Annotated in this window: 18 protein-coding genes and 1 tRNA gene; 10 read left to right on the top strand and 9 right to left on the bottom strand. The window is 66.4% G+C overall.

The features are described from left to right. Positions 1-19: 19 nt before the first annotated feature. The 3 genes from KZ491_RS00425 to hutU are packed head-to-tail and all read right to left on the bottom strand — an operon-like array spanning position 20 to position 2678. The gene (locus KZ491_RS00425) at positions 20-268 is read right to left on the bottom strand and encodes a DUF1176 domain-containing protein (RefSeq protein ID WP_425493064.1); all 249 of its coding nucleotides are present in this window, start codon (positions 266-268) and stop codon (positions 20-22) included. Between the two features lie 19 nt (positions 269-287). Continuing rightward, positions 288-980 (bottom strand): HAD family hydrolase, encoded by a 693-nt coding sequence (locus KZ491_RS00420; RefSeq protein ID WP_222563920.1) that lies wholly within the window; start codon positions 978-980, stop codon positions 288-290. Positions 981-998: 18 nt separating this feature from the next. Beyond that, positions 999-2678 carry a urocanate hydratase gene (hutU, locus tag KZ491_RS00415; RefSeq protein WP_222563919.1) on the bottom strand — a complete coding sequence of 560 codons (1680 nt, stop codon included), beginning with the start codon at positions 2676-2678 and terminating at the stop codon, positions 999-1001. 125 nt (positions 2679-2803) lie between these two features. On the opposite strand from hutU, the gene KZ491_RS00410 reads away from it, so the two are divergent. Both KZ491_RS00410 and KZ491_RS00405 read left to right on the top strand, forming a co-directional pair. After that, complete coding sequence (locus KZ491_RS00410; protein WP_222563918.1) at positions 2804-4102, top strand: alkaline phosphatase family protein; 1299 nt, start codon at positions 2804-2806, stop codon at positions 4100-4102. Between the two features lie 12 nt (positions 4103-4114). Continuing rightward, positions 4115-4597 (top strand): methylated-DNA--[protein]-cysteine S-methyltransferase, encoded by a 483-nt coding sequence (locus KZ491_RS00405; protein WP_222563917.1) that lies wholly within the window; start codon positions 4115-4117, stop codon positions 4595-4597. A gap of 199 nt (positions 4598-4796) precedes the next feature. On the opposite strand, the gene rimK is transcribed toward KZ491_RS00405, so the two are convergent. From rimK to KZ491_RS00385, 4 genes are all read right to left on the bottom strand, one after another. Further along, positions 4797-5717 (bottom strand): 30S ribosomal protein S6--L-glutamate ligase, encoded by a 921-nt coding sequence (gene rimK, locus KZ491_RS00400; protein ID WP_222563916.1) that lies wholly within the window; start codon positions 5715-5717, stop codon positions 4797-4799. Then, positions 5714-6193: an ATP-dependent zinc protease family protein gene (locus tag KZ491_RS00395; RefSeq protein WP_222563915.1), complete on the bottom strand. Its 480-nt coding sequence runs from the start codon at positions 6191-6193 to the stop codon at positions 5714-5716. The genes rimK and KZ491_RS00395 overlap by 4 nt, the downstream gene beginning before the upstream one ends. 110 nt (positions 6194-6303) lie before the next feature. Further along, positions 6304-6377, bottom strand: a tRNA-Gly gene (locus KZ491_RS00390). A gap of 46 nt (positions 6378-6423) precedes the next feature. Next, the gene (locus KZ491_RS00385) at positions 6424-8271 is read right to left on the bottom strand and encodes an autotransporter domain-containing protein (RefSeq protein ID WP_222563914.1); all 1848 of its coding nucleotides are present in this window, start codon (positions 8269-8271) and stop codon (positions 6424-6426) included. A gap of 178 nt (positions 8272-8449) precedes the next feature. Between KZ491_RS00385 and thiS the strand changes: the two genes are divergently transcribed. The 4 genes from thiS to KZ491_RS00365 all read left to right on the top strand — a co-directional run bounded on the left by thiS (position 8450) and on the right by KZ491_RS00365 (position 12172). Next, positions 8450-8650 carry a sulfur carrier protein ThiS gene (gene thiS, locus KZ491_RS00380; RefSeq protein WP_222563913.1) on the top strand — a complete coding sequence of 67 codons (201 nt, stop codon included), beginning with the start codon at positions 8450-8452 and terminating at the stop codon, positions 8648-8650. Positions 8651-8721: 71 nt separating this feature from the next. Continuing rightward, positions 8722-9531: a thiazole synthase gene (locus KZ491_RS00375; RefSeq protein ID WP_222563912.1), complete on the top strand. Its 810-nt coding sequence runs from the start codon at positions 8722-8724 to the stop codon at positions 9529-9531. Then, positions 9531-10286 carry a tRNA (guanosine(46)-N7)-methyltransferase TrmB gene (gene trmB / locus KZ491_RS00370; RefSeq protein ID WP_222563911.1) on the top strand — a complete coding sequence of 252 codons (756 nt, stop codon included), beginning with the start codon at positions 9531-9533 and terminating at the stop codon, positions 10284-10286. Before KZ491_RS00375 ends, trmB begins: the two co-directional genes overlap by 1 nt. Before the next feature lie 47 nt (positions 10287-10333). Next, on the top strand, positions 10334-12172 hold the full coding sequence (locus tag KZ491_RS00365; RefSeq protein WP_222564663.1) for an SLC13 family permease: 1839 nt from the start codon (positions 10334-10336) through the stop codon (positions 12170-12172). Here KZ491_RS00365 and KZ491_RS00360 read toward each other — a convergent pair. Beyond that, complete coding sequence (locus tag KZ491_RS00360; protein ID WP_222563910.1) at positions 12156-12497, bottom strand: Rieske (2Fe-2S) protein; 342 nt, start codon at positions 12495-12497, stop codon at positions 12156-12158. The two genes, KZ491_RS00365 and KZ491_RS00360, sit on opposite strands and share 17 nt — an antisense overlap. A gap of 128 nt (positions 12498-12625) precedes the next feature. Between KZ491_RS00360 and KZ491_RS00355 the strand changes: the two genes are divergently transcribed. The 4 genes from KZ491_RS00355 (at position 12626) to KZ491_RS00340 (ending at position 15630) form a co-directional block, all read left to right on the top strand. Then, positions 12626-12928 (top strand): hypothetical protein, encoded by a 303-nt coding sequence (locus tag KZ491_RS00355; protein ID WP_222563909.1) that lies wholly within the window; start codon positions 12626-12628, stop codon positions 12926-12928. Positions 12929-12930: 2 nt separating this feature from the next. Beyond that, positions 12931-13656, top strand: coding sequence for a fumarylacetoacetate hydrolase family protein (locus KZ491_RS00350; protein ID WP_222563908.1), 726 nt, complete (start codon positions 12931-12933; stop codon positions 13654-13656). Positions 13657-13689: 33 nt separating this feature from the next. Beyond that, positions 13690-14109 (top strand): large conductance mechanosensitive channel protein MscL, encoded by a 420-nt coding sequence (gene mscL / locus KZ491_RS00345; RefSeq protein ID WP_222563907.1) that lies wholly within the window; start codon positions 13690-13692, stop codon positions 14107-14109. 102 nt (positions 14110-14211) lie between these two features. Continuing rightward, a complete protein-coding gene (locus KZ491_RS00340; protein WP_222563906.1) occupies positions 14212-15630 on the top strand; it encodes a M28 family peptidase in 1419 nt (472 codons plus the stop codon). A gap of 24 nt (positions 15631-15654) precedes the next feature. On the opposite strand, the gene KZ491_RS00335 is transcribed toward KZ491_RS00340, so the two are convergent. Beyond that, the gene (locus KZ491_RS00335; RefSeq protein ID WP_222564662.1) at positions 15655-16578 is read right to left on the bottom strand and encodes a TrmH family RNA methyltransferase; all 924 of its coding nucleotides are present in this window, start codon (positions 16576-16578) and stop codon (positions 15655-15657) included. Positions 16579-16580: the final 2 nt, after the last annotated feature.

Genomic DNA, 16580 nt, shown 5'->3' with positions numbered 1-16580 from the left:
CGGCGATCAGCGCCGGGGGTTACGCCAGCGCCGCATCGCCGGCCCGGGTGGCCACCAGCGGTGCGATCCGCAGCACTGACATGGGCGCACCGCCCTGCTCGGACTGGTAGCCCGCTGCACGACAGGTGCGCGTGTTGTCGCAGGCGAGCGTCCAGTCGTCGTGGCTGAACTCGATGCCCGGTTCCGCGGCGTTGGCGAGCGGCGCGACGGCGCACAGGAACGCCGCCGCGAGCGCGCCATGGATCGTGGTTACTTGCGACGGTTTCATCGCTTCATCCTTGAGTTGACTACCGGGGTTCCCATCCAGTCAGCTGCTGCAGATCGCATGCTGCAAGCTCGCCGATCCGCTCGATGGTGACATCCGGCGGCGGGCTGGTGTCCGTTGCACCAGCCTGCTTCGCGTAATGCCCCTGACGCACGAACACCGTGGTCAGGCGCGCGGCCATGACCTGCTTCATCGCCGCCAGCAGCTGCGGCTTGTCATCGACCATCACGTAGTGCCGGGCCGGGAAGCGGCGTTGCACCGCGTCCAGCATGACTTCCTTGTGCAGGTAGATCAGCACCCGGCCGTGGACCGCATCCCAGATCCCGGAGTGCTGCACCTTGCGCGGCTGGAACACCACATCGCCGTCGGAGAGCACCACCGGCGTGCCCAGCGTGTGCAGATGCGCAATCGCGTCCAGCGCACCGGGATAGAGGCGCTGCGCGAACGGATAGCCCAGCATGAAGGCCGACATCTGCAGCAGGTCCGGATCATCGTCACGACCTTCGCGGAACGCCTGCAGCGTCGCCAGATAATCGGCATAGCCCAATTGCCCGCGCAGGCTGTCGTACAGCGTCCAGTACGCACTGGCACCTTCAACACCGAAATCCCGTCGCAGACGCGCATCCAGATCCGCCTTGAAGCGGTCGTTGTCGAGCAGCGTGTTGTCGACGTCGAGCAGGAACACGACGTCGCGGCGGGCTTCGGGTTTCAGCATTTCCGGACCCTCATAGGACTACAGCATCGGCAGGTTCAGCCCGTTCTCGCGCGCACACTGCTTGGCGATCTCGTAGCCGGCATCGGCGTGGCGCATCACGCCGGTCGCCGGGTCGTTCCACAGCACCCGCGCGATGCGCCGGTCGGCAGCCTCGCTGCCATCGCAGACAATCACGACGCCGGAATGCTGCGAGTAGCCCATCCCGACCCCGCCGCCGTGATGCAGCGACACCCATGTCGCGCCGCCGGCCACGTTGAGCATCGCGTTGAGCAGCGGCCAGTCGGAGACCGCGTCGCTGCCGTCGCGCATTGACTCGGTCTCGCGGTTGGGTGAGGCCACGCTGCCGCTGTCCAGATGGTCACGGCCGATCACCACCGGTGCCTTGAGCTCGCCGTTGCGCACCATCTCGTTGAACGCCAGGCCCAGCTTGTCGCGCAGGCCCAGACCCACCCAGCAGATGCGCGCGGGAAGGCCCTGGAACTCGATGCGATCGCGCGCCATGTCCAGCCAGTTGTGCAGGTGGGCGTCGTCGGGAATGAGTTCCTTGACCTTGGCGTCGGTCTTGTAGATGTCCTCGGGGTCGCCGCTCAGCGCCACCCAGCGGAACGGGCCGATGCCCCTGCAGAACAGCGGCCGCACGTAGGCAGGAACAAAGCCGGGGAAGTCGAAAGCATTCTTGCAGCCGTCGTCGAACGCCATCTGGCGGATGTTGTTGCCGTAGTCAAAGGTCGGAATGCCCTGCGCGTGGAAGGCCAGCATGGCCTCGACGTGCTTGCGCATGGAATGCATCGCCGCGTCGCGGATCCTCGCGGGTGCGTCGCGCTGGCCTTCCTGCCACTCGGCCACCGTCAGTCCGATCGGCAGGTAACCGTGCACCGGGTCGTGGGCGCTGGTCTGGTCGGTGACCGCATCCGGGCGCACGCCGCGACGGACCAGCTCGGGCAGGATCACCGCGGCATTGCCCAGCAGCGCGATCGACTTGGCCTCACCGGCGGCGGTGTATTTCTCGATCCGTGCCAGTGCGTCGTCCAGATCCGTGGCCTGCTCGTCGACGTAACGGGTACGCAGGCGCATGTCGATGCGGCTCTGCTGACACTCGATATTCAGGCTGCACGCACCGGCCAGGCTGGCTGCCAGCGGTTGCGCGCCGCCCATGCCGCCCAGCCCGGCGGTCAGGATCCAACGCCCCTTGAGGCTGCCGCCGTAGTGCTGACGGCCCATCTCCACGAAGGTCTCGTAGGTGCCCTGCACGATTCCCTGGCTGCCGATGTAGATCCAGCTGCCCGCGGTCATCTGGCCGTACATCATCAGGCCCTTGCGATCGAGCTCGTTGAAGTGCTCCCAGGTCGCCCAGTGCGGGACCAGGTTGGAGTTGGCGATCAGCACGCGCGGGGCGTCGGTGTGGGTCCGGAAAATGCCGACCGGCTTGCCGGACTGCACCAGCAGGGTCTGGTCATCCTCCAGCGATTTCAGCGACTCGATGATCGCGTCATAGCTTTCCCAGTCGCGCGCGGCCCGGCCGATACCGCCATAGACCACCAGACTGGTCGGATCCTCGGCCACCTCCGCATCCAGGTTGTTCTGCAGCATCCGGAACGGCGCCTCGGTCAGCCACGACTTGCAGGTCAGCTCGCTGCCGCGCGGGGAGCGAATCACGCGGGCGGGATCGGTGCGCGTGTGGGTCACGGGACTGGACATGACAAACCCTGTCGGTAATCGATAGGACGGGGATTATCGCATCGGCCCCGGCTGCGGTTTCCCGCGGCAGGACAGTCGGACTTTCGGCACGCACGGCTGCAACATCCAGCCGCTAGGATGAGTGCATGCGCCCATTCAAATTCGCGGCCCGGTCCGCACTCACGACCTTCTTCGCGCTGGCCCTGCTGGCCTGCACCTCGCTCCCCCGCGACGTCACCAACGCCGCCGGGGCGCCACCGCCGCAGGTACTGCTGGTGTCACTGGACGGTTTCCGGCCGGACTACCTGGAGCTGGGCATCACGCCGAACCTGAAACGGATCGGCGAGCAGGGCGTACAGGCCGAATGGATGACGCCCTCGTATCCCAGCCTGACCTTTCCCAATCACTTCACCATCGTCACCGGCAAGCGGCCCGACCATCACGGCATCGTCCACAACTCGATGCGCGACGCCGAACTGGGCAACTTCAGCCTGGGCAACCGCGAAGCGGTGTCGGACGGGCGCTGGTGGGACAGCGAGCCGATCTGGGTCACGGTGGAAAAGGCGGGACTGCGCGCCGGCACGATGTTCTGGCCCGGCTCGGAGGCGGCGATCGGCGGTATCCAGGCCAGCCACTGGAAGCCCTTCGACGCGAAAATGCCGATGGCCGATCGCGTCGATACCGTGTTGGCCTGGCTGGCGGAACCGGAGGCTGCCCGCCCGCGTTTCAGCACGCTCTACTTCGAGGCGGTCGACAGCGCCGCGCACGCCAACGGGCCGGATTCCGAGGAGGCGTACGCGGCCATCCGCGACGTCGATGCGGCACTGGGCCGTCTGCTGGACGGAATCGATGCCCTCGACCTGGCCGAGGAAATCAATGTGGTGGTGGTGTCCGACCACGGCATGGCCACCGTCACCCCGGACCAGTTTGTGGTGATCGAGGACATGGTTGATCCCGCGGATGCGGAGTTCGTGACCGCCGGCCAATCCGTGGGATTCGTGCCCCGCCCCGGTCGCCTCGCGGCTGCTGAAGCGCAGCTGCTGGGCGCGCACAAGCACTACGACTGCTGGCGAAAGGGCGAGCTCCCGGAACGCTGGCAGTACGGCACCCACCCGCGCGTGCCGTCCATCGTCTGCCAGATGCACGAGGGCTACGACGCCCTGCGCCGCTCCTGGCTCGAGACCCGTTCCAAGACCACCAACCGCGGCTCGCACGGCTTCGACCCCGCCCTGCCTTCGATGCGCGCGATCTTCCTCGCCCGTGGTCCGGCATTCCGGGAAAACGCCCGAATACCCGCGTTCGACAACATCGATGTCTATCCCTTGTTGATGTCCATACTGGAGGTCGAACCGGCGGCGAACGACGGCGGTGACGGCGGTGACGGCGGTGACGGCGCGATGGAATCACTCAAGCCCGGCGCACGGAGGGCGGCCGGCGCACCCTGATGAGGTCCTCAGATGATCGTATTCACCACCATCGACAGCCCCGTCGGGCCACTCCTGCTCGCAGCGGACAGTGAAGGACTACGCCTGATCGAGTTCAGCCAGCCCCGCCATCCGGTCCAACGCAGCGCCGAGTGGCGCGAAGGCGCGGATCCGGTTCTGGACGCGGCCAGAACGCAGCTGGAGGAGTACTTTGCCGGCCACCGCACCTGCTTCGACCTGCCGCTTTCCACGCAGGGAACGCCCTTCCAGCGGGATATCTGGAGCGCATTGGCGGAAATTCGGTATGGCGAGACTGTCAGCTATGGCGAGCTGGCGAGCCGCGCCGGACACGCAGGAGCCGTCCGCGCGGCCGGTGCTGCCGTGGGTCGAAACCCACTCCCGATCGTGGTGCCGTGCCACCGCGTATTGGGCGCCGACGGCAGCATGACCGGCTTCTCCGGTGGCCTCCCGATCAAGCGCCAGCTTCTGGGGCTGGAGGGCGCTTTGCCAGCATAAAAAAACCCAGGTGCGGGGCCACCGAACCTGGGTCAAATAGGGATGTTGCCCCGATACCGCCTGAAGCCTTGTTGCGGTGATTCAAAGCTACAGTGCGATAACGTAAGTCACTGTTAAGAAACGCGTTAATAAATCGCTACCTCAGGCCCCGTTTTCGTCCACCAGCAACTCGGCGATGCGGTTATGGATGTCTCCAGAGTCACTTGGCGGTCAAGCTCTTCGCCGCGCCGACTTTGGACTTCTGCGCTTTGTAACGAAGCGTTGCGTACTGGATGATCTCGGACGCCACGTCCACTCCGCTTACGCTCTCGATGCCCTCCAGACCCGGTGAGGCATTCACTTCCAACACCAGTGGCCCGCGACGGGAACGGATCAGGTCAACCCCGGCGACGCCGAGTCCCAGCACGCGTGCCGCACGGATCGCCGCGTCCTGCTCGGCGCGGGTGGCCTTGGCGGCCTCCGCGCTGCCACCGCGGTGCAGGTTGGAGCGGAAGTCCCCAATAGGCGCCTGCCGCTTCATCGCGGCGACCACCTTGTTGCCCACCACGAAACAGCGCAGGTCGGCGCCATCGGCTTCCGGGATGAACTCCTGCACCAGGAACTGTGCATACAGCCCCCGCAGGGCCTCGATCACCCCGCGCGACGCGGACAGCTTCTCGGTCAGCATGACCCCGGCACCCTGGGTGCCTTCGTTGAGTTTGATGACGTGCGGCGGTGGCCCCAGCATCTCCAGCAGATCAACGGTGTCGTCCGGATTGTCGCCAAACACCGTCACCGGCATGCCAATGCCTTGCGCGGCCAGCATCTGGTGGCTGCGCAATTTGTCGCGGGCGCGCAGGATCGCATCGGAGGAATTGATGCTGAGAGTGCCCATCAACTCGAATTGGCGCAGTACCGCCGTCCCGTAGCGGGTGACGGACGTGCCGATACGCGGAATCACCACCTGGTACCCGGAAATCGGCCGGCTCTTGTAGCGCATGGCAAAGCCGTTGCTGGAGATATGCATGTAGCAGCGCAGTGGATCCAGGGTGCGTGCGGTGTGCCCTTGGGCGCGCGCCGCCTCCACCAGTCGCCGGGTGGAATACAGCTTGGAATTGCGCGTGAGGATGGCAAATTTCATGGGTGGCGCGCCGGTAGTGAAGTGCTGGAAGCGTCGGATGCAACGAGAACCCGGCGCCCGTGAAGGAACGACCGTGCCGGATCGACCGTGAAGGCGCGCGCCATCGCGGTCCGTCCCAGCAGCATCGGGAACAGCATGCGCCGGCGATCGGTCAGGTTGATGTCGATTTCGCGCTCGATGCCGCCCAAGCGCAGCGAGGTGCGGATGAACGCACGACGCGTGCGGTGCCCGCCCGAGTCGGTAACCTCACGCTCGTCTGCCAGCACCGCAGCCCCTTCCACCGCGCCCGTACCGTTGGCGCCCGGGGTCACCCGGAAGCCGACCCAGGGTTGCCCGCCCTCGAAAAAACGCCACTGTGCATCGACGTGCAATGCCGATGTGCGCGCACCGCTGTCCACCTTCGCCCGGATCCCGTCCAGGCCCAGGCCCGGCAGATCCACCCATTCGCGCCAACCAAGCACCACCGGCAGTGTCATGCCCGTTCTCCGCTCCGCGCCTATCCAATGAGGTCATCCAATCAGGCTGACCGATTGCTGAGCCAATAAAAACGGCGGCCCGTCCATGTGGACCGGGGCCGCCGCGTATGTGGAGCGGGTGAAGGGAATCGAACCCTCGTCAGTTGCTTGGGAAGCAACAGCTCTACCATTGAGCTACACCCGCGTGCTGCAAAGTTTAATGCGTTTGCCGCCGCGCGGGGAATCCGCGATCAGAAGTTTCCGCCGACGGTCGCGAACACGGTCGTGTTGCTACCACCGCTCTGCCCAGCGGTCAGGCTGGTGCCCAGGTTCGTCTCCAGACCCATCACTCGCGTGCGCGCACCCAAGGTGAGGGTGCCGTAGGTGTCGTCGAAGGCCACGCCGGGTACCGCGAACGGCGCCGTGCCCGGCATCGACTGAAGATGCGCAAAGGCTTCACGCGGCACGTCCTCGAACTCACGGTCCACCGTCAGCCGCGCATATGGCTGCAGCTGCTCGCTGATGGCATAGCGCAACTGCCACCCGGCGGTGCCGATCAGCGAGTCGAATTTGTGCTCCGGATACGCCAGCGAAGTCGAGAGCTGCGAGTCGCTTTCCGCAAACCCGTCGATCTGGATCTTCTGTGCCAGCAGACCCACCACGGGGCCGTGGCGCAGGGCGCCGTCGCCGAACTCGTAACCGGCGTTGACTCCGGCCGTGACGTTGCTGCCGTCCACGTCCGCGCGATGGATCCGGGTCGCCCGGCCCAGGTTGACCTGGCGCTTGATGTCCATCCCCAGCTGGCTGTAGCTCAGCTGGCCGTTGACCCAGGCACCGGTCGGGGATGCCCAGCCGATGTAGCCGCCCAGGGTGGCTTCGCTCTGATTGAAGCTGCCACCGCTGCGGCCCCAGTCCTGGCTGGCCTTGCCGTAGCCGCCGAAGGCACCCAGGGTCATGCCGTTGCTGTGCCAGTCGATACCGACCGTCAGCGCGGGAACGGCACCGTCGTACATGTCGCCGTGGTCGTAGCGCTGGAAGTCGCCACGCACGTCCGCCCACCATCGCTTGCCGTCGGTCGTCGTGGTGCCGGTGGCCTGCGCCGCGACCCGGTCTGCGCGCGCGCGACCGGTGACCGCTGCCGAATGGGTCAACACCGCCATCTGCCGCGGCGCGTCCAGGATGGATGTCGCGTAATCGGCGATCACCTCATGGGCCGCGCCGGAGGGATGGACCCCGTCGGCGAATGCATGGCTCGTCGCCGCATCCGGCGTGACGTAGGTGCCCGGCTGGCAGGTCACCGACTGCGCGGTGATCTGCGGCTGGCAGGCGGTACCGGTGATGTTGGAGAAGCCGAAGTCAGCCGGGTTGGCCGACACCTCCTGGAACAGGTGGAACATGTCCAGTGGAATCACCCGCAGGCCGCTGGCGACCAGGCCGCCATAAAGCGCGTCGTTATAGATGCTGGCCAACTGCGTCAACTGGCCCTGCGCCACCGCGCCCTGAGCGCGCGCCGACGGCGTCAGGCCCAGGTCCGGAATGCTCGGCACCAGCACGTAGCGGGCACCGGCGGACTGCAACGCGCCGATCGCGCCGATCTGCGCGGCGACCGAGGAACCGATCGTCGCCTGCACCGGAGCGCCCTGGGCGACGGCAAACAGGTCATTGTTGCCGCCCCACACGGTATACAGCGCATTGGAGTCGGCCACGCCGCCGGTGGCGGCCAGATAGCTGGCCACCTGGGTGGTCATGGAGGGGGTGAATCCGAGTGCGCCGACCTCATCCTCCCCGGCGCGGGCGCCGCCGACGGCGTAGTTGCTGCCGCCCTGGTTGGCGGCGTTCGCGTCGGTGCCGTAGTAGTCGGCCAGGTACTCGGACCAAACCAGCCACGGGTTGGTCGTGAACTTGCCCAGGATCCCCGCTTGCGGCCCGACCGCGCCCACCAGGACCGGCCGGAAATGCCCGGAGTCGGTCAGGCTGTCACCGAAGAAGATCGTCTGCGAGTACGGCTGGGTGTAGTTGCTGGGCGCCGCTGACTGGGCGAGCACGGGCGCCGCGGCCAGTGCGAGCGCCACAGCGAGAACAGAACGAAGGGGTTTCATCGGCAAGCTCCTGCAACTGATGATCGGAAAAATCCGGGTGTAACGGCATCCTGCCGGCGACCCGGGTCTGGCGTCGTTTCAGCGGCCAACGCCGCCGGGCCAGCCAAGGATACATCCGCCAAAGGCAGCGTTCAGCCTGCCGCTGGCCAGCCGCGCCCGCGCGCACGACAATGGCCGAATGAACATCATCCTCAATGGCGAGCCGCGCGCACTCGCGGCACCCACGACCGTCGTGGACTTGCTGCACGCTGAAGGGCTGGCCGAGCGCCGGGTTGCGGTCGAGGTCAACGGCGAGATCGTCCCGCGCAGCCAGCACCTCGAGCGGGCACTGGCGGACGGCGACAAGGTCGAGATCGTGCATGCGCTTGGTGGCGGCTGATTGGGTAACGGCGTCACAACGCCTGACCGGTTTACCCGGTCACGGCACCCCAGCGGTGCGATAATCACCGGATGAACGCACCCAACGCCACCGACCTCCAAGCCGCCGATCCATTGGTGATCGCCGGCGTCTCCTATGCATCGCGCCTGCTGACCGGTACCGGCAAGTTCGTCGATCTGGACGAGACCCGCCGCGCCACCGAAGCCGCCGGCTCACAGATCGTCACCGTTGCGATCCGCCGCACCAACATCGGCCAGAACCCGGGCGAGCCCAACCTGCTCGACGTGCTCTCGCCCGACCGGTTCACCATTCTTCCCAACACCGCCGGCTGCTACAACGCCGAGGACGCCGTGCGCACCCTGCGCCTGGCCCGCGAACTGCTGGACGGCCGCAACCTGGTGAAGCTGGAAGTGCTGGGCGACCAGCGCACGCTGTATCCCGACGTGGTGCACACCCTGGCGGCGGCGGAGACGCTGGTGAAGGAAGGTTTCGACGTGATGGTCTACACCTCCGATGATCCGATTCTGGCCAAGCGCCTGGAAGAGATCGGCTGCATCGCGGTGATGCCGCTGGCAGCTCCGATCGGCTCCGGTCTGGGCATCCAGAACAAGTGGAACCTGGTGGAAATCATCGAGAATGCGAAGGTGCCGATCATCGTCGACGCCGGCGTGGGTACGGCCTCGGATGCCGCCATCGCGATGGAGCTGGGCTGCGATGGCGTGTTGATGAACACCGCGATCGCCGGCGCCCGCGAGCCGGTGCTGATGGCGCATGCGATGAAACTGGCGATCCAGGCCGGCCGCGCTGCATACAAGGCCGGACGCATTCCGCGCAAGCGCTTCGCCAGCGCCTCCAGCCCGGTGGACGGCCTCATCGACTGATGGCGGACCCCGAGAAGCCGCAGGTCGCTGCCGACATTCCAAGCTCCAGATCGGTCACCGCCAAGCCCTTCACCGTCAGCGAAGGGCACCGCCAGATCCGCAGCTTCGTTTTACGCCAGGGGCGGTTCACTCCGGCCCAGCAGCGCGCGTTCGATGAGCAATGGTCGCGTTTCGGGATTGACTACACCGGCCAGCCGCGCGACTTCGACGCCATCTTCGGACGCAGTGCGCCGCGCGTGCTGGAAATCGGCTTCGGCAACGGCGAGGCGCTGCGCTTCGCGGCCGAGCACGACCCGGGACGCGACCTCATCGGCATCGAGGTGCACGCGCCGGGCGTGGGCCGGCTGCTGAACGCCCTCGCCGCCGCCGATGCATCCAACGTGCGCGTCTACCACCACGATGCCGTCGAGGTGCTGACCCACGAGGTCGCTGACGGCAGCCTCGACGAGGTACGCATCTACTTCCCCGATCCGTGGCACAAGAAGCGGCACAACAAGCGCCGGCTGGTGCAGGCACCCTTCGCGGCCCTGCTGGTGCGCAAGCTGGCGCCCGACGGACGCTTGCACCTCGCCACGGATTGGCACGACTATGCCGAACAGATGTGGGACGTCCTCGACGCCACTGCCGGCATCGTCAACCGGGCCGGAAAGCGCGGTTCGGTAGAGCGGCCACCATGGCGCCCACAAACGCACTTCGAGACCCGCGGCCAGAAACTCGGCCACGGTGTCTGGGACCTCATTTACGATCGCTGCTGATGGATCGCTGACCCGACAGGGCAACCACCAACGTGTTCGACCAGGGCATCGACAGCGCGCTGACACTCACCACCGACATGAAGCTGGTGCTCGGGCTGGTGGTGTTCACGATGGTGATGTTCGTCTTCGAGCGCATCCGCGCCGACGTGGTCGCCCTCGTTGTGCTGGTTCTGTTGGGCCTGTCCGGTCTGGTCGCGCCGGAGGAGATCTTCAACGGTTTCTCCTCCAATGCGGTGATGAGCATCATCGCCACGATGATCCTGGGTGCCGGGCTGGACCGCACCGGTGCGCTCAACCGCCTGGCGTCATGGCTGCTGCGGCGCGCACACGGCATGGAGGAGCGGCTGGTGATGCTGACCGGCGCCATCGCCGGCATCAACTCCTCGGTGATGCAGAACCCTGCCGTAATGGCGCTGTATCTACCGGTCGCATCGCGGCTGTCCTCCCGCACCGGCCTCACCCTTCCCCGGCTGCTGCTGCCGCTGGCCACCGCGATCGTGATGGGCGGATCGCTGACCATGGTCGGCACCTCGCCACTGATCCTGCTCAACGACCTGCTGCTCGCCGCCAACAGCAACCTGCCCTCCGGCGCAGCGACACTCGTGCCGCTGCAGATGTTCGCGACCTTCCCCATCGGCGTGGCGATGCTCGCCATGTGCCTGTTGTACTTCCGCTTCTACGGCAACAAGCGCCTGCACGAAGGCGGCGGCAAGGGTGCGACGCCGGCGCGCACCCAGAGCTATTTCGCCAACACCTACGGCATCGAGGGCGATGTCTATGAGCTCACCGTGAGCGCGGACAGCCCGTTGGTGGGCATGCCACTGGGCGAAGCGGAGAGCCTGCACGACGCGCCCCTCATCCTGGCTATCAAGACCCGCGACGATGCCCGGGTGTCGCCGTCGGCGGATGCGCGGATCTGGGTGGGCAGCGTGCTGGGCGCGATGGGTCCGAAGCAGCAGGTCGCCGACTTCGCGCAGAATCAGATGCTGCGGATGAGCTCGCGTCTGCGCGTGTTTGGCGACCTGTTCAACCCGAGCCGGGCTGGCATCTCCGAGGCGGTGGTCCCGCCGACCTCGAAGTTCATCGGCAAGACCGCGCGCGACCTGCACCTGCGCAAGTCGCTCGGCCTGAGCCTGCTGGCGGTGAACCGCGACAAGAAGGTGCTGCGCGACGATGTCCGCAACCTGCCCCTGCGCGCCGGCGACATGCTGGTGCTGCACAGCATCTGGACGAACCTGGCCAGCGCTGCCAAGGGCAAGGATATCGTGGTCGTCACCGACTACCCCAAGGGCGAGCAGCGCCCGCACAAGCTCAAGGTCGCGCTGGGAATCTTTGCCGTGGCGATGTTGCTGGCGCTGTCATCGCGGCTGCCGGTATCGGTGGCGCTGATGACCGGCGTGGCCGGGATGTTGCTGGCGGGCGTGATCCACATCGACGAGGCCTACGCGGCGATCAGCTGGAAGACCGTGTTCCTGATGGCCTGCCTGATTCCGCTGGGCTGGGCGATGGATTCCAGCGGCGCGGCGGCCTGGGTGGCCGGACACAGCATCGAGCGACTGCCCGACGGCACCCCGACCTGGGTGCTGCAATTGCTGCTCGGCCTGTTGACGACGGCGTTCTCGCTGGTCATCGGCCATGTCGGGGCGGCGATCGTGATGGTGCCGCTGGGCATCAACCTGGCACTGGCGGCGGGCGGCAATCCGACCGCATTCGCCCTGATCATCGCCCTGTCGGCGTCCAACAACTTCATGACCGCCTCCAACCCGGTGATCTCGATGGTCACCGGTCCGGCCGGCTACACCAACAAGGAGCTGTGGCGCGTGGGCGGTCCGCTGTCGCTGATCTATACGCTGATCGCGGTACTGATGGTCAATCTGCTGTTCTGAGCCACACCGATCCGTCGCGCACTTCGACCTCGACCCTACGCAGGGACTCACCTCGGCACGGACCGGCAACGCACTCGCCGCCCTGCAGCTCGAAACTTGCGCCATGGGCCGCGCACACCAGCATGCCTTCCTTGCTCTTGAGGAATTCCCCCGGTGCCCAGTTCAATTGACGGCCGGCGTGCGGACAGACATTGATCCAGGCGCGGACGTCATTGCCGTCGCGGTACAGCACCAACGGTTCCATGTCGCCATGCAGGTCCGCAGCAGCGTCAGCGAAGCCCCCATCGGGGATCCGGTCAAGGTGAATCAATGCAGCGTTGGTCATAGTCTGGCCTTGTATGTACGAAACCCGGCGAACACCACCATGATTAACGAAGCCGTGACAAACCCAGCGACCCCAGGCGGGATAATCGGGTGTCCCACCAACGGCCGCATTGTGCCACGATCCCGTAGATGACCAGTCATAGCTTCCGCTTCAACCAGCAGTTTTTCCAGTCGCGCATGCGTGCCGCCTTCGAGCCGCGCACTCCACGTAATGGCGTATTGCGTTTCCTGATGAGGGCACTGGGGCTAGGCGTGTTGGTGACCCTTGTGGTCCTTGGCGCCTTGGTCGGGGTCACCTTGCTCGCCGTCGGCACGGTCTACCGCCTGCTCCGTGGGCGTGCCCCAACGGCCATAAACACCGGCCCGCGCGCCGACCCGAACGTGATGGAAGGCGAGTTCCGGGTCGTCGGCAAAACCTCGCTGCCGCGCTGATCATGGCTGACGTCATCCCGCCACAGGCACCCGTCCGTATCGGTGTGGGCACGAGCGGTGAAAACTTCTTCCCCGTCCGCCGCATCTATTGCGTGGGACGCAATTTTGCTGATCACGCCCGGGAAATGGGCGCCGACGCGCCGGCGTCGGTCGCCGATCGCGGGCGGCCGGTCCTGTTCTGCAAACCGGCCGACGCGCTGGTCACCGATGGCGTGGTCCCCTACCCGCGTGGCACCTCCGAGTTGCACCACGAATTGGAACTCGTGGTCGCCATCGGCCGCGACGCACCCGAAGGGATCCTCGATACCGCCGACGCGCCGTCGCTGGTTTTTGGCTACGGCGTGGGGCTGGACCTCACCCGGCGCGACCTGCAGGCGGCGGCAAAGGCAAAGGGCCTGCCCTGGGACACGGGCAAGGCATTCGACTGCTCGGCCCCGGTCAGTCGGCTGGTGCCGGCTGCAGAAGTTGGCGACTTGGGAACCAAAACCCTGACCTTGACGGTAAACGGCACAGTTCGTCAGCACGGTGCGCTGTCAGACCTCATCTGGGACGTCCCCGAGATACTGCACGAGCTCTCGCGCCTGTTTGCGCTGCGCGCGGGCGACCTGGTGTACATGGGAACTCCGGCCGGTGTTGGCCCCCTACAGCCCGGCGACCGGTTCGTCGCCAGCCTTGACGGTGTTGTCGAGCTCAGTGGTCACGTCACAACCGGCGATTCAGGTTTATAGTCACCCAACCTCACCATCCATCGGGAATATCTCATGAGCATGATCAGCGAATTCAAGGAATTCATCGCTCGTGGCAACGTCGTTGACCTGGCGATCGCGGTCGTCATCGGCGCGGCCTTCGGCAAGATCGTCACCGCACTGGTTGATGGCATCATCATGCCGGTCGTTGGCATGGTCATGGGTGGCGTGGATTTCTCCCAGTTGTTCGTATCGCTGGACGGCAACAGTTACGCCAACCTGGCCCTGGCGCAGGAAGCCGCCGCCCCGGTCATCACCTACGGCGCATTCATCCAGACCATCATCGATTTCCTGCTGATCGCGCTGGTGATCTTCATGATGCTTCGCGGCTACAACAAGCTGCGCCATGCGGCCCCGCCCGAGGAAGAAGCAGCTGCGGAGCCGACCGAGGAAGTGGTTCTGCTACGCGAGATCCGCGACTCGCTGAAGCGCTGAAACAACGTCACGCCGGTCGCGACCGGTGCGTGACTTGCGGCACAAAGCAATCAAGCCACGCGCTGCTAAGCTCGTGGCTTCTTTGTTTTCCGGACTTTTCGCATGCGCTTGATGCCGTTGCTGCTCACCCTCGCCATCGGCTCGCTCACCGGAGTGACGAGCGCCCAGGACGCTCCACGGACGGTAATCCCCGAGACCGCCATCAGCGTTGTGCCTTCGCTGCGGCAGACGGCTCTGGACAGCGACCTCGGCTACCGGATAACCGAATCCTTGACGACCGAGGTCGGCCCCCGCCTGGCCGGCAGTGAGGCGGATGCGCGCGCGGTGGAGTGGGCTAAAGCGAAGTTCGCCGAGTTGGGCTACGACAAGGTCTGGACCGAGCCGGTCACTTTCCCGAAATGGGAGCGACGCAGCGAAAGCGCGCGCGTGGTCGGTGCCAATGCGCAGCCCCTGGTGATCACCGCCCTCGGCGGTAGTCCAGGCGGCACCGTTGAAGCCGAGGTGGTGCGCTTTACGGACCTGGCGGCGCTGGAAGCGGTCACGCCAGGCTCGCTGGCCGGGAAGATCGCGTTCATCGACCAGAAGATGGATCGCAGCCGCGATGGCAGCGGGTATGGGACCGGCTCACGCGTGCGCAGCCGCGGTCCGTCCGCCGCGATCCGCGCCGGGGCGTCGGCCTACCTGATGCGCTCGGCAGGTACCGACTCCCAGCGCATGCCGCATACGGGCATTACCCGTTTCGACGAGGGCCTGACGCCGATTCCGTCCGCCGCACTCTCGCTCCCGGACGCCGATCAGCTCAGCCGTCTGCTGGCACTGGGACACCCGATTACCGTCAACCTCGCGCTCGACTGCGGGTGGAACGGCGAAGCCACATCGCACAACGTGATCGGTGAGATGACCGGCAGCAGCCTGCCTGAAGAAGTGGTGCTGATCGGTGGTCACCTGGATTCCTGGGACGCGGGCACCGGCGCGATCGACGATGCGTCCGGCGTCGGCATCACCATGGCCGCCGGCAAGCTGATCGGCGACCTGAAGCAGCGCCCGGCCCGGAGCATCCGGGTGATTGCATTCGCCAACGAAGAGCAGGGGCTGCACGGCGGCTACGCATATGCCAAGGCGCACGCCAGCGCGATCACCAATCACCTGATCGCCGCGGAAAGTGACTTTGGCGCCGGCCGCATCTACGGATTCGACACGTCGGCACCGGCCCACGCCAAGGGCGCTGCGGAGCAGATCGCCAAGGCACTTGCGCCCTTGGGAATCGCGTACATGCCTGGCGAGGGCGGCCCGGGACCCGACGTCAGCCCGTTTGCGGGCGATGGCGTGGCGTGGGCCAACCTGATGCAGGACGGCACCGACTACTTCGACTACCACCACACGCCCAACGACACCCTCGACAAGATCGATCCCGAGGCGCTGGCCCAGAACGTCGCCGCGTACGCCGTATTCGCATACCTGGCCGCCTCGGCCGACGGCGACTTTGGCAGCCAGGCAAAAGTGACGGACGCTGCCGACTAGGTCGCGGGCGAGGTCTGCTTCAGTTCAGTGCTGCTGGCGCCACGTGGCCAGCAGCACTGCGGTTGCCGCAGCGACGTTGAGGCTTTCCACCGCGCCGCTGCCGGGAATCGACAGGCGCAGGTCGCAGGAATCCGCAAGGGCCCGGTCCATGCCCTCGCCTTCCGCACCGAGCACATACACCAACCGCTGCGGCAGTGCGGTAGCGAACACGTCGCTCCCGCCCGAGACCAGGGTCGCTGCCAGGCCGAAGTCGGCCGAGCGCAGCGCCGAGATCGCCTCGCCTACGTCCGGGAGGCGCACCAGCGTGACCGCCTCGGCGCCGCCTTCAGCGACCCGCGCGGCGGCACCGGACAGAGCCAACGGGGACTGCTGGGGCAGAAGCACGGCGCTGATGCCAAAATGCGCGGCCGAGCGCAGGATCGCGCCAAAGTTGTGCGGGTTACCGACGCCGTCCAGCCACACCGCGCACTGAGGGCCTGGCGCCAGCCCGGCCAGCCATTCGGCAAGCGACACCGGTTCCGCGCGCAGCACATCGGCGACAACACCCTCGTGGTGCGAGCTGGCGGCGAGCTTCTTGAGGTCTTCATCCTCCACCAAGCGATAACCGATGCGGTTGCCCGCACACCACTTCAACAACGGCTGCAGCGTGGGGATTCGGGCCTGGGCCAGGTACACCTTGCGGATCGCCTCAGGACGACGCTCGAAGACCGCGCGAACGGCGTTCAGGCCATGCAGGCGCAACTCCCGGACCGGGCGGGTCGAGGCGTGCCAGCCACCTGCAGGTGTCTCCGCGGGAGGCGTTGGCGGCGCCGGCGTCGTTGCTGCCTGGTCAGGCGTTGACCGGCCGTACGGATTGGGTGATTTGGGTGCGCGGCTGCCCGGTCCCGGCGCATTGCCGCGCGGCTTGCCCGAACCCCCGCCGCGGCCGCGTCCACCCCAAGGGTCCACGG

The sequence above is a fragment of the Novilysobacter antarcticus genome (genome assembly GCF_019802285.1).
Taxonomy (GTDB): Bacteria; Pseudomonadota; Gammaproteobacteria; order Xanthomonadales; family Xanthomonadaceae; genus Novilysobacter; species Novilysobacter antarcticus.
Note: the sequence above shows the minus strand (reverse complement) of the source record. Positions and strands in the feature narration are given on the sequence as shown.

Coding starts and splice junctions, on each gene's coding strand:
- KZ491_RS00425 (WP_425493064.1), bottom strand. CDS start 268: ATGAAACCGTCGCAAGTAACCACGATCCATGGCGCGCTCGCGGCGGCG.
- KZ491_RS00420 (WP_222563920.1), bottom strand. CDS start 980: ATGCTGAAACCCGAAGCCCGCCGCGACGTCGTGTTCCTGCTCGACGTC.
- hutU (WP_222563919.1), bottom strand. CDS start 2,678: ATGTCCAGTCCCGTGACCCACACGCGCACCGATCCCGCCCGCGTGATT.
- KZ491_RS00410 (WP_222563918.1), top strand. CDS start 2,804: ATGCGCCCATTCAAATTCGCGGCCCGGTCCGCACTCACGACCTTCTTC.
- KZ491_RS00405 (WP_222563917.1), top strand. CDS start 4,115: ATGATCGTATTCACCACCATCGACAGCCCCGTCGGGCCACTCCTGCTC.
- rimK (WP_222563916.1), bottom strand. CDS start 5,717: ATGAAATTTGCCATCCTCACGCGCAATTCCAAGCTGTATTCCACCCGG.
- KZ491_RS00395 (WP_222563915.1), bottom strand. CDS start 6,193: ATGACACTGCCGGTGGTGCTTGGTTGGCGCGAATGGGTGGATCTGCCG.
- KZ491_RS00385 (WP_222563914.1), bottom strand. CDS start 8,271: ATGAAACCCCTTCGTTCTGTTCTCGCTGTGGCGCTCGCACTGGCCGCG.
- thiS (WP_222563913.1), top strand. CDS start 8,450: ATGAACATCATCCTCAATGGCGAGCCGCGCGCACTCGCGGCACCCACG.
- KZ491_RS00375 (WP_222563912.1), top strand. CDS start 8,722: ATGAACGCACCCAACGCCACCGACCTCCAAGCCGCCGATCCATTGGTG.
- trmB (WP_222563911.1), top strand. CDS start 9,531: ATGGCGGACCCCGAGAAGCCGCAGGTCGCTGCCGACATTCCAAGCTCC.
- KZ491_RS00360 (WP_222563910.1), bottom strand. CDS start 12,497: ATGACCAACGCTGCATTGATTCACCTTGACCGGATCCCCGATGGGGGC.
- KZ491_RS00355 (WP_222563909.1), top strand. CDS start 12,626: ATGACCAGTCATAGCTTCCGCTTCAACCAGCAGTTTTTCCAGTCGCGC.
- KZ491_RS00350 (WP_222563908.1), top strand. CDS start 12,931: ATGGCTGACGTCATCCCGCCACAGGCACCCGTCCGTATCGGTGTGGGC.
- mscL (WP_222563907.1), top strand. CDS start 13,690: ATGAGCATGATCAGCGAATTCAAGGAATTCATCGCTCGTGGCAACGTC.
- KZ491_RS00340 (WP_222563906.1), top strand. CDS start 14,212: ATGCGCTTGATGCCGTTGCTGCTCACCCTCGCCATCGGCTCGCTCACC.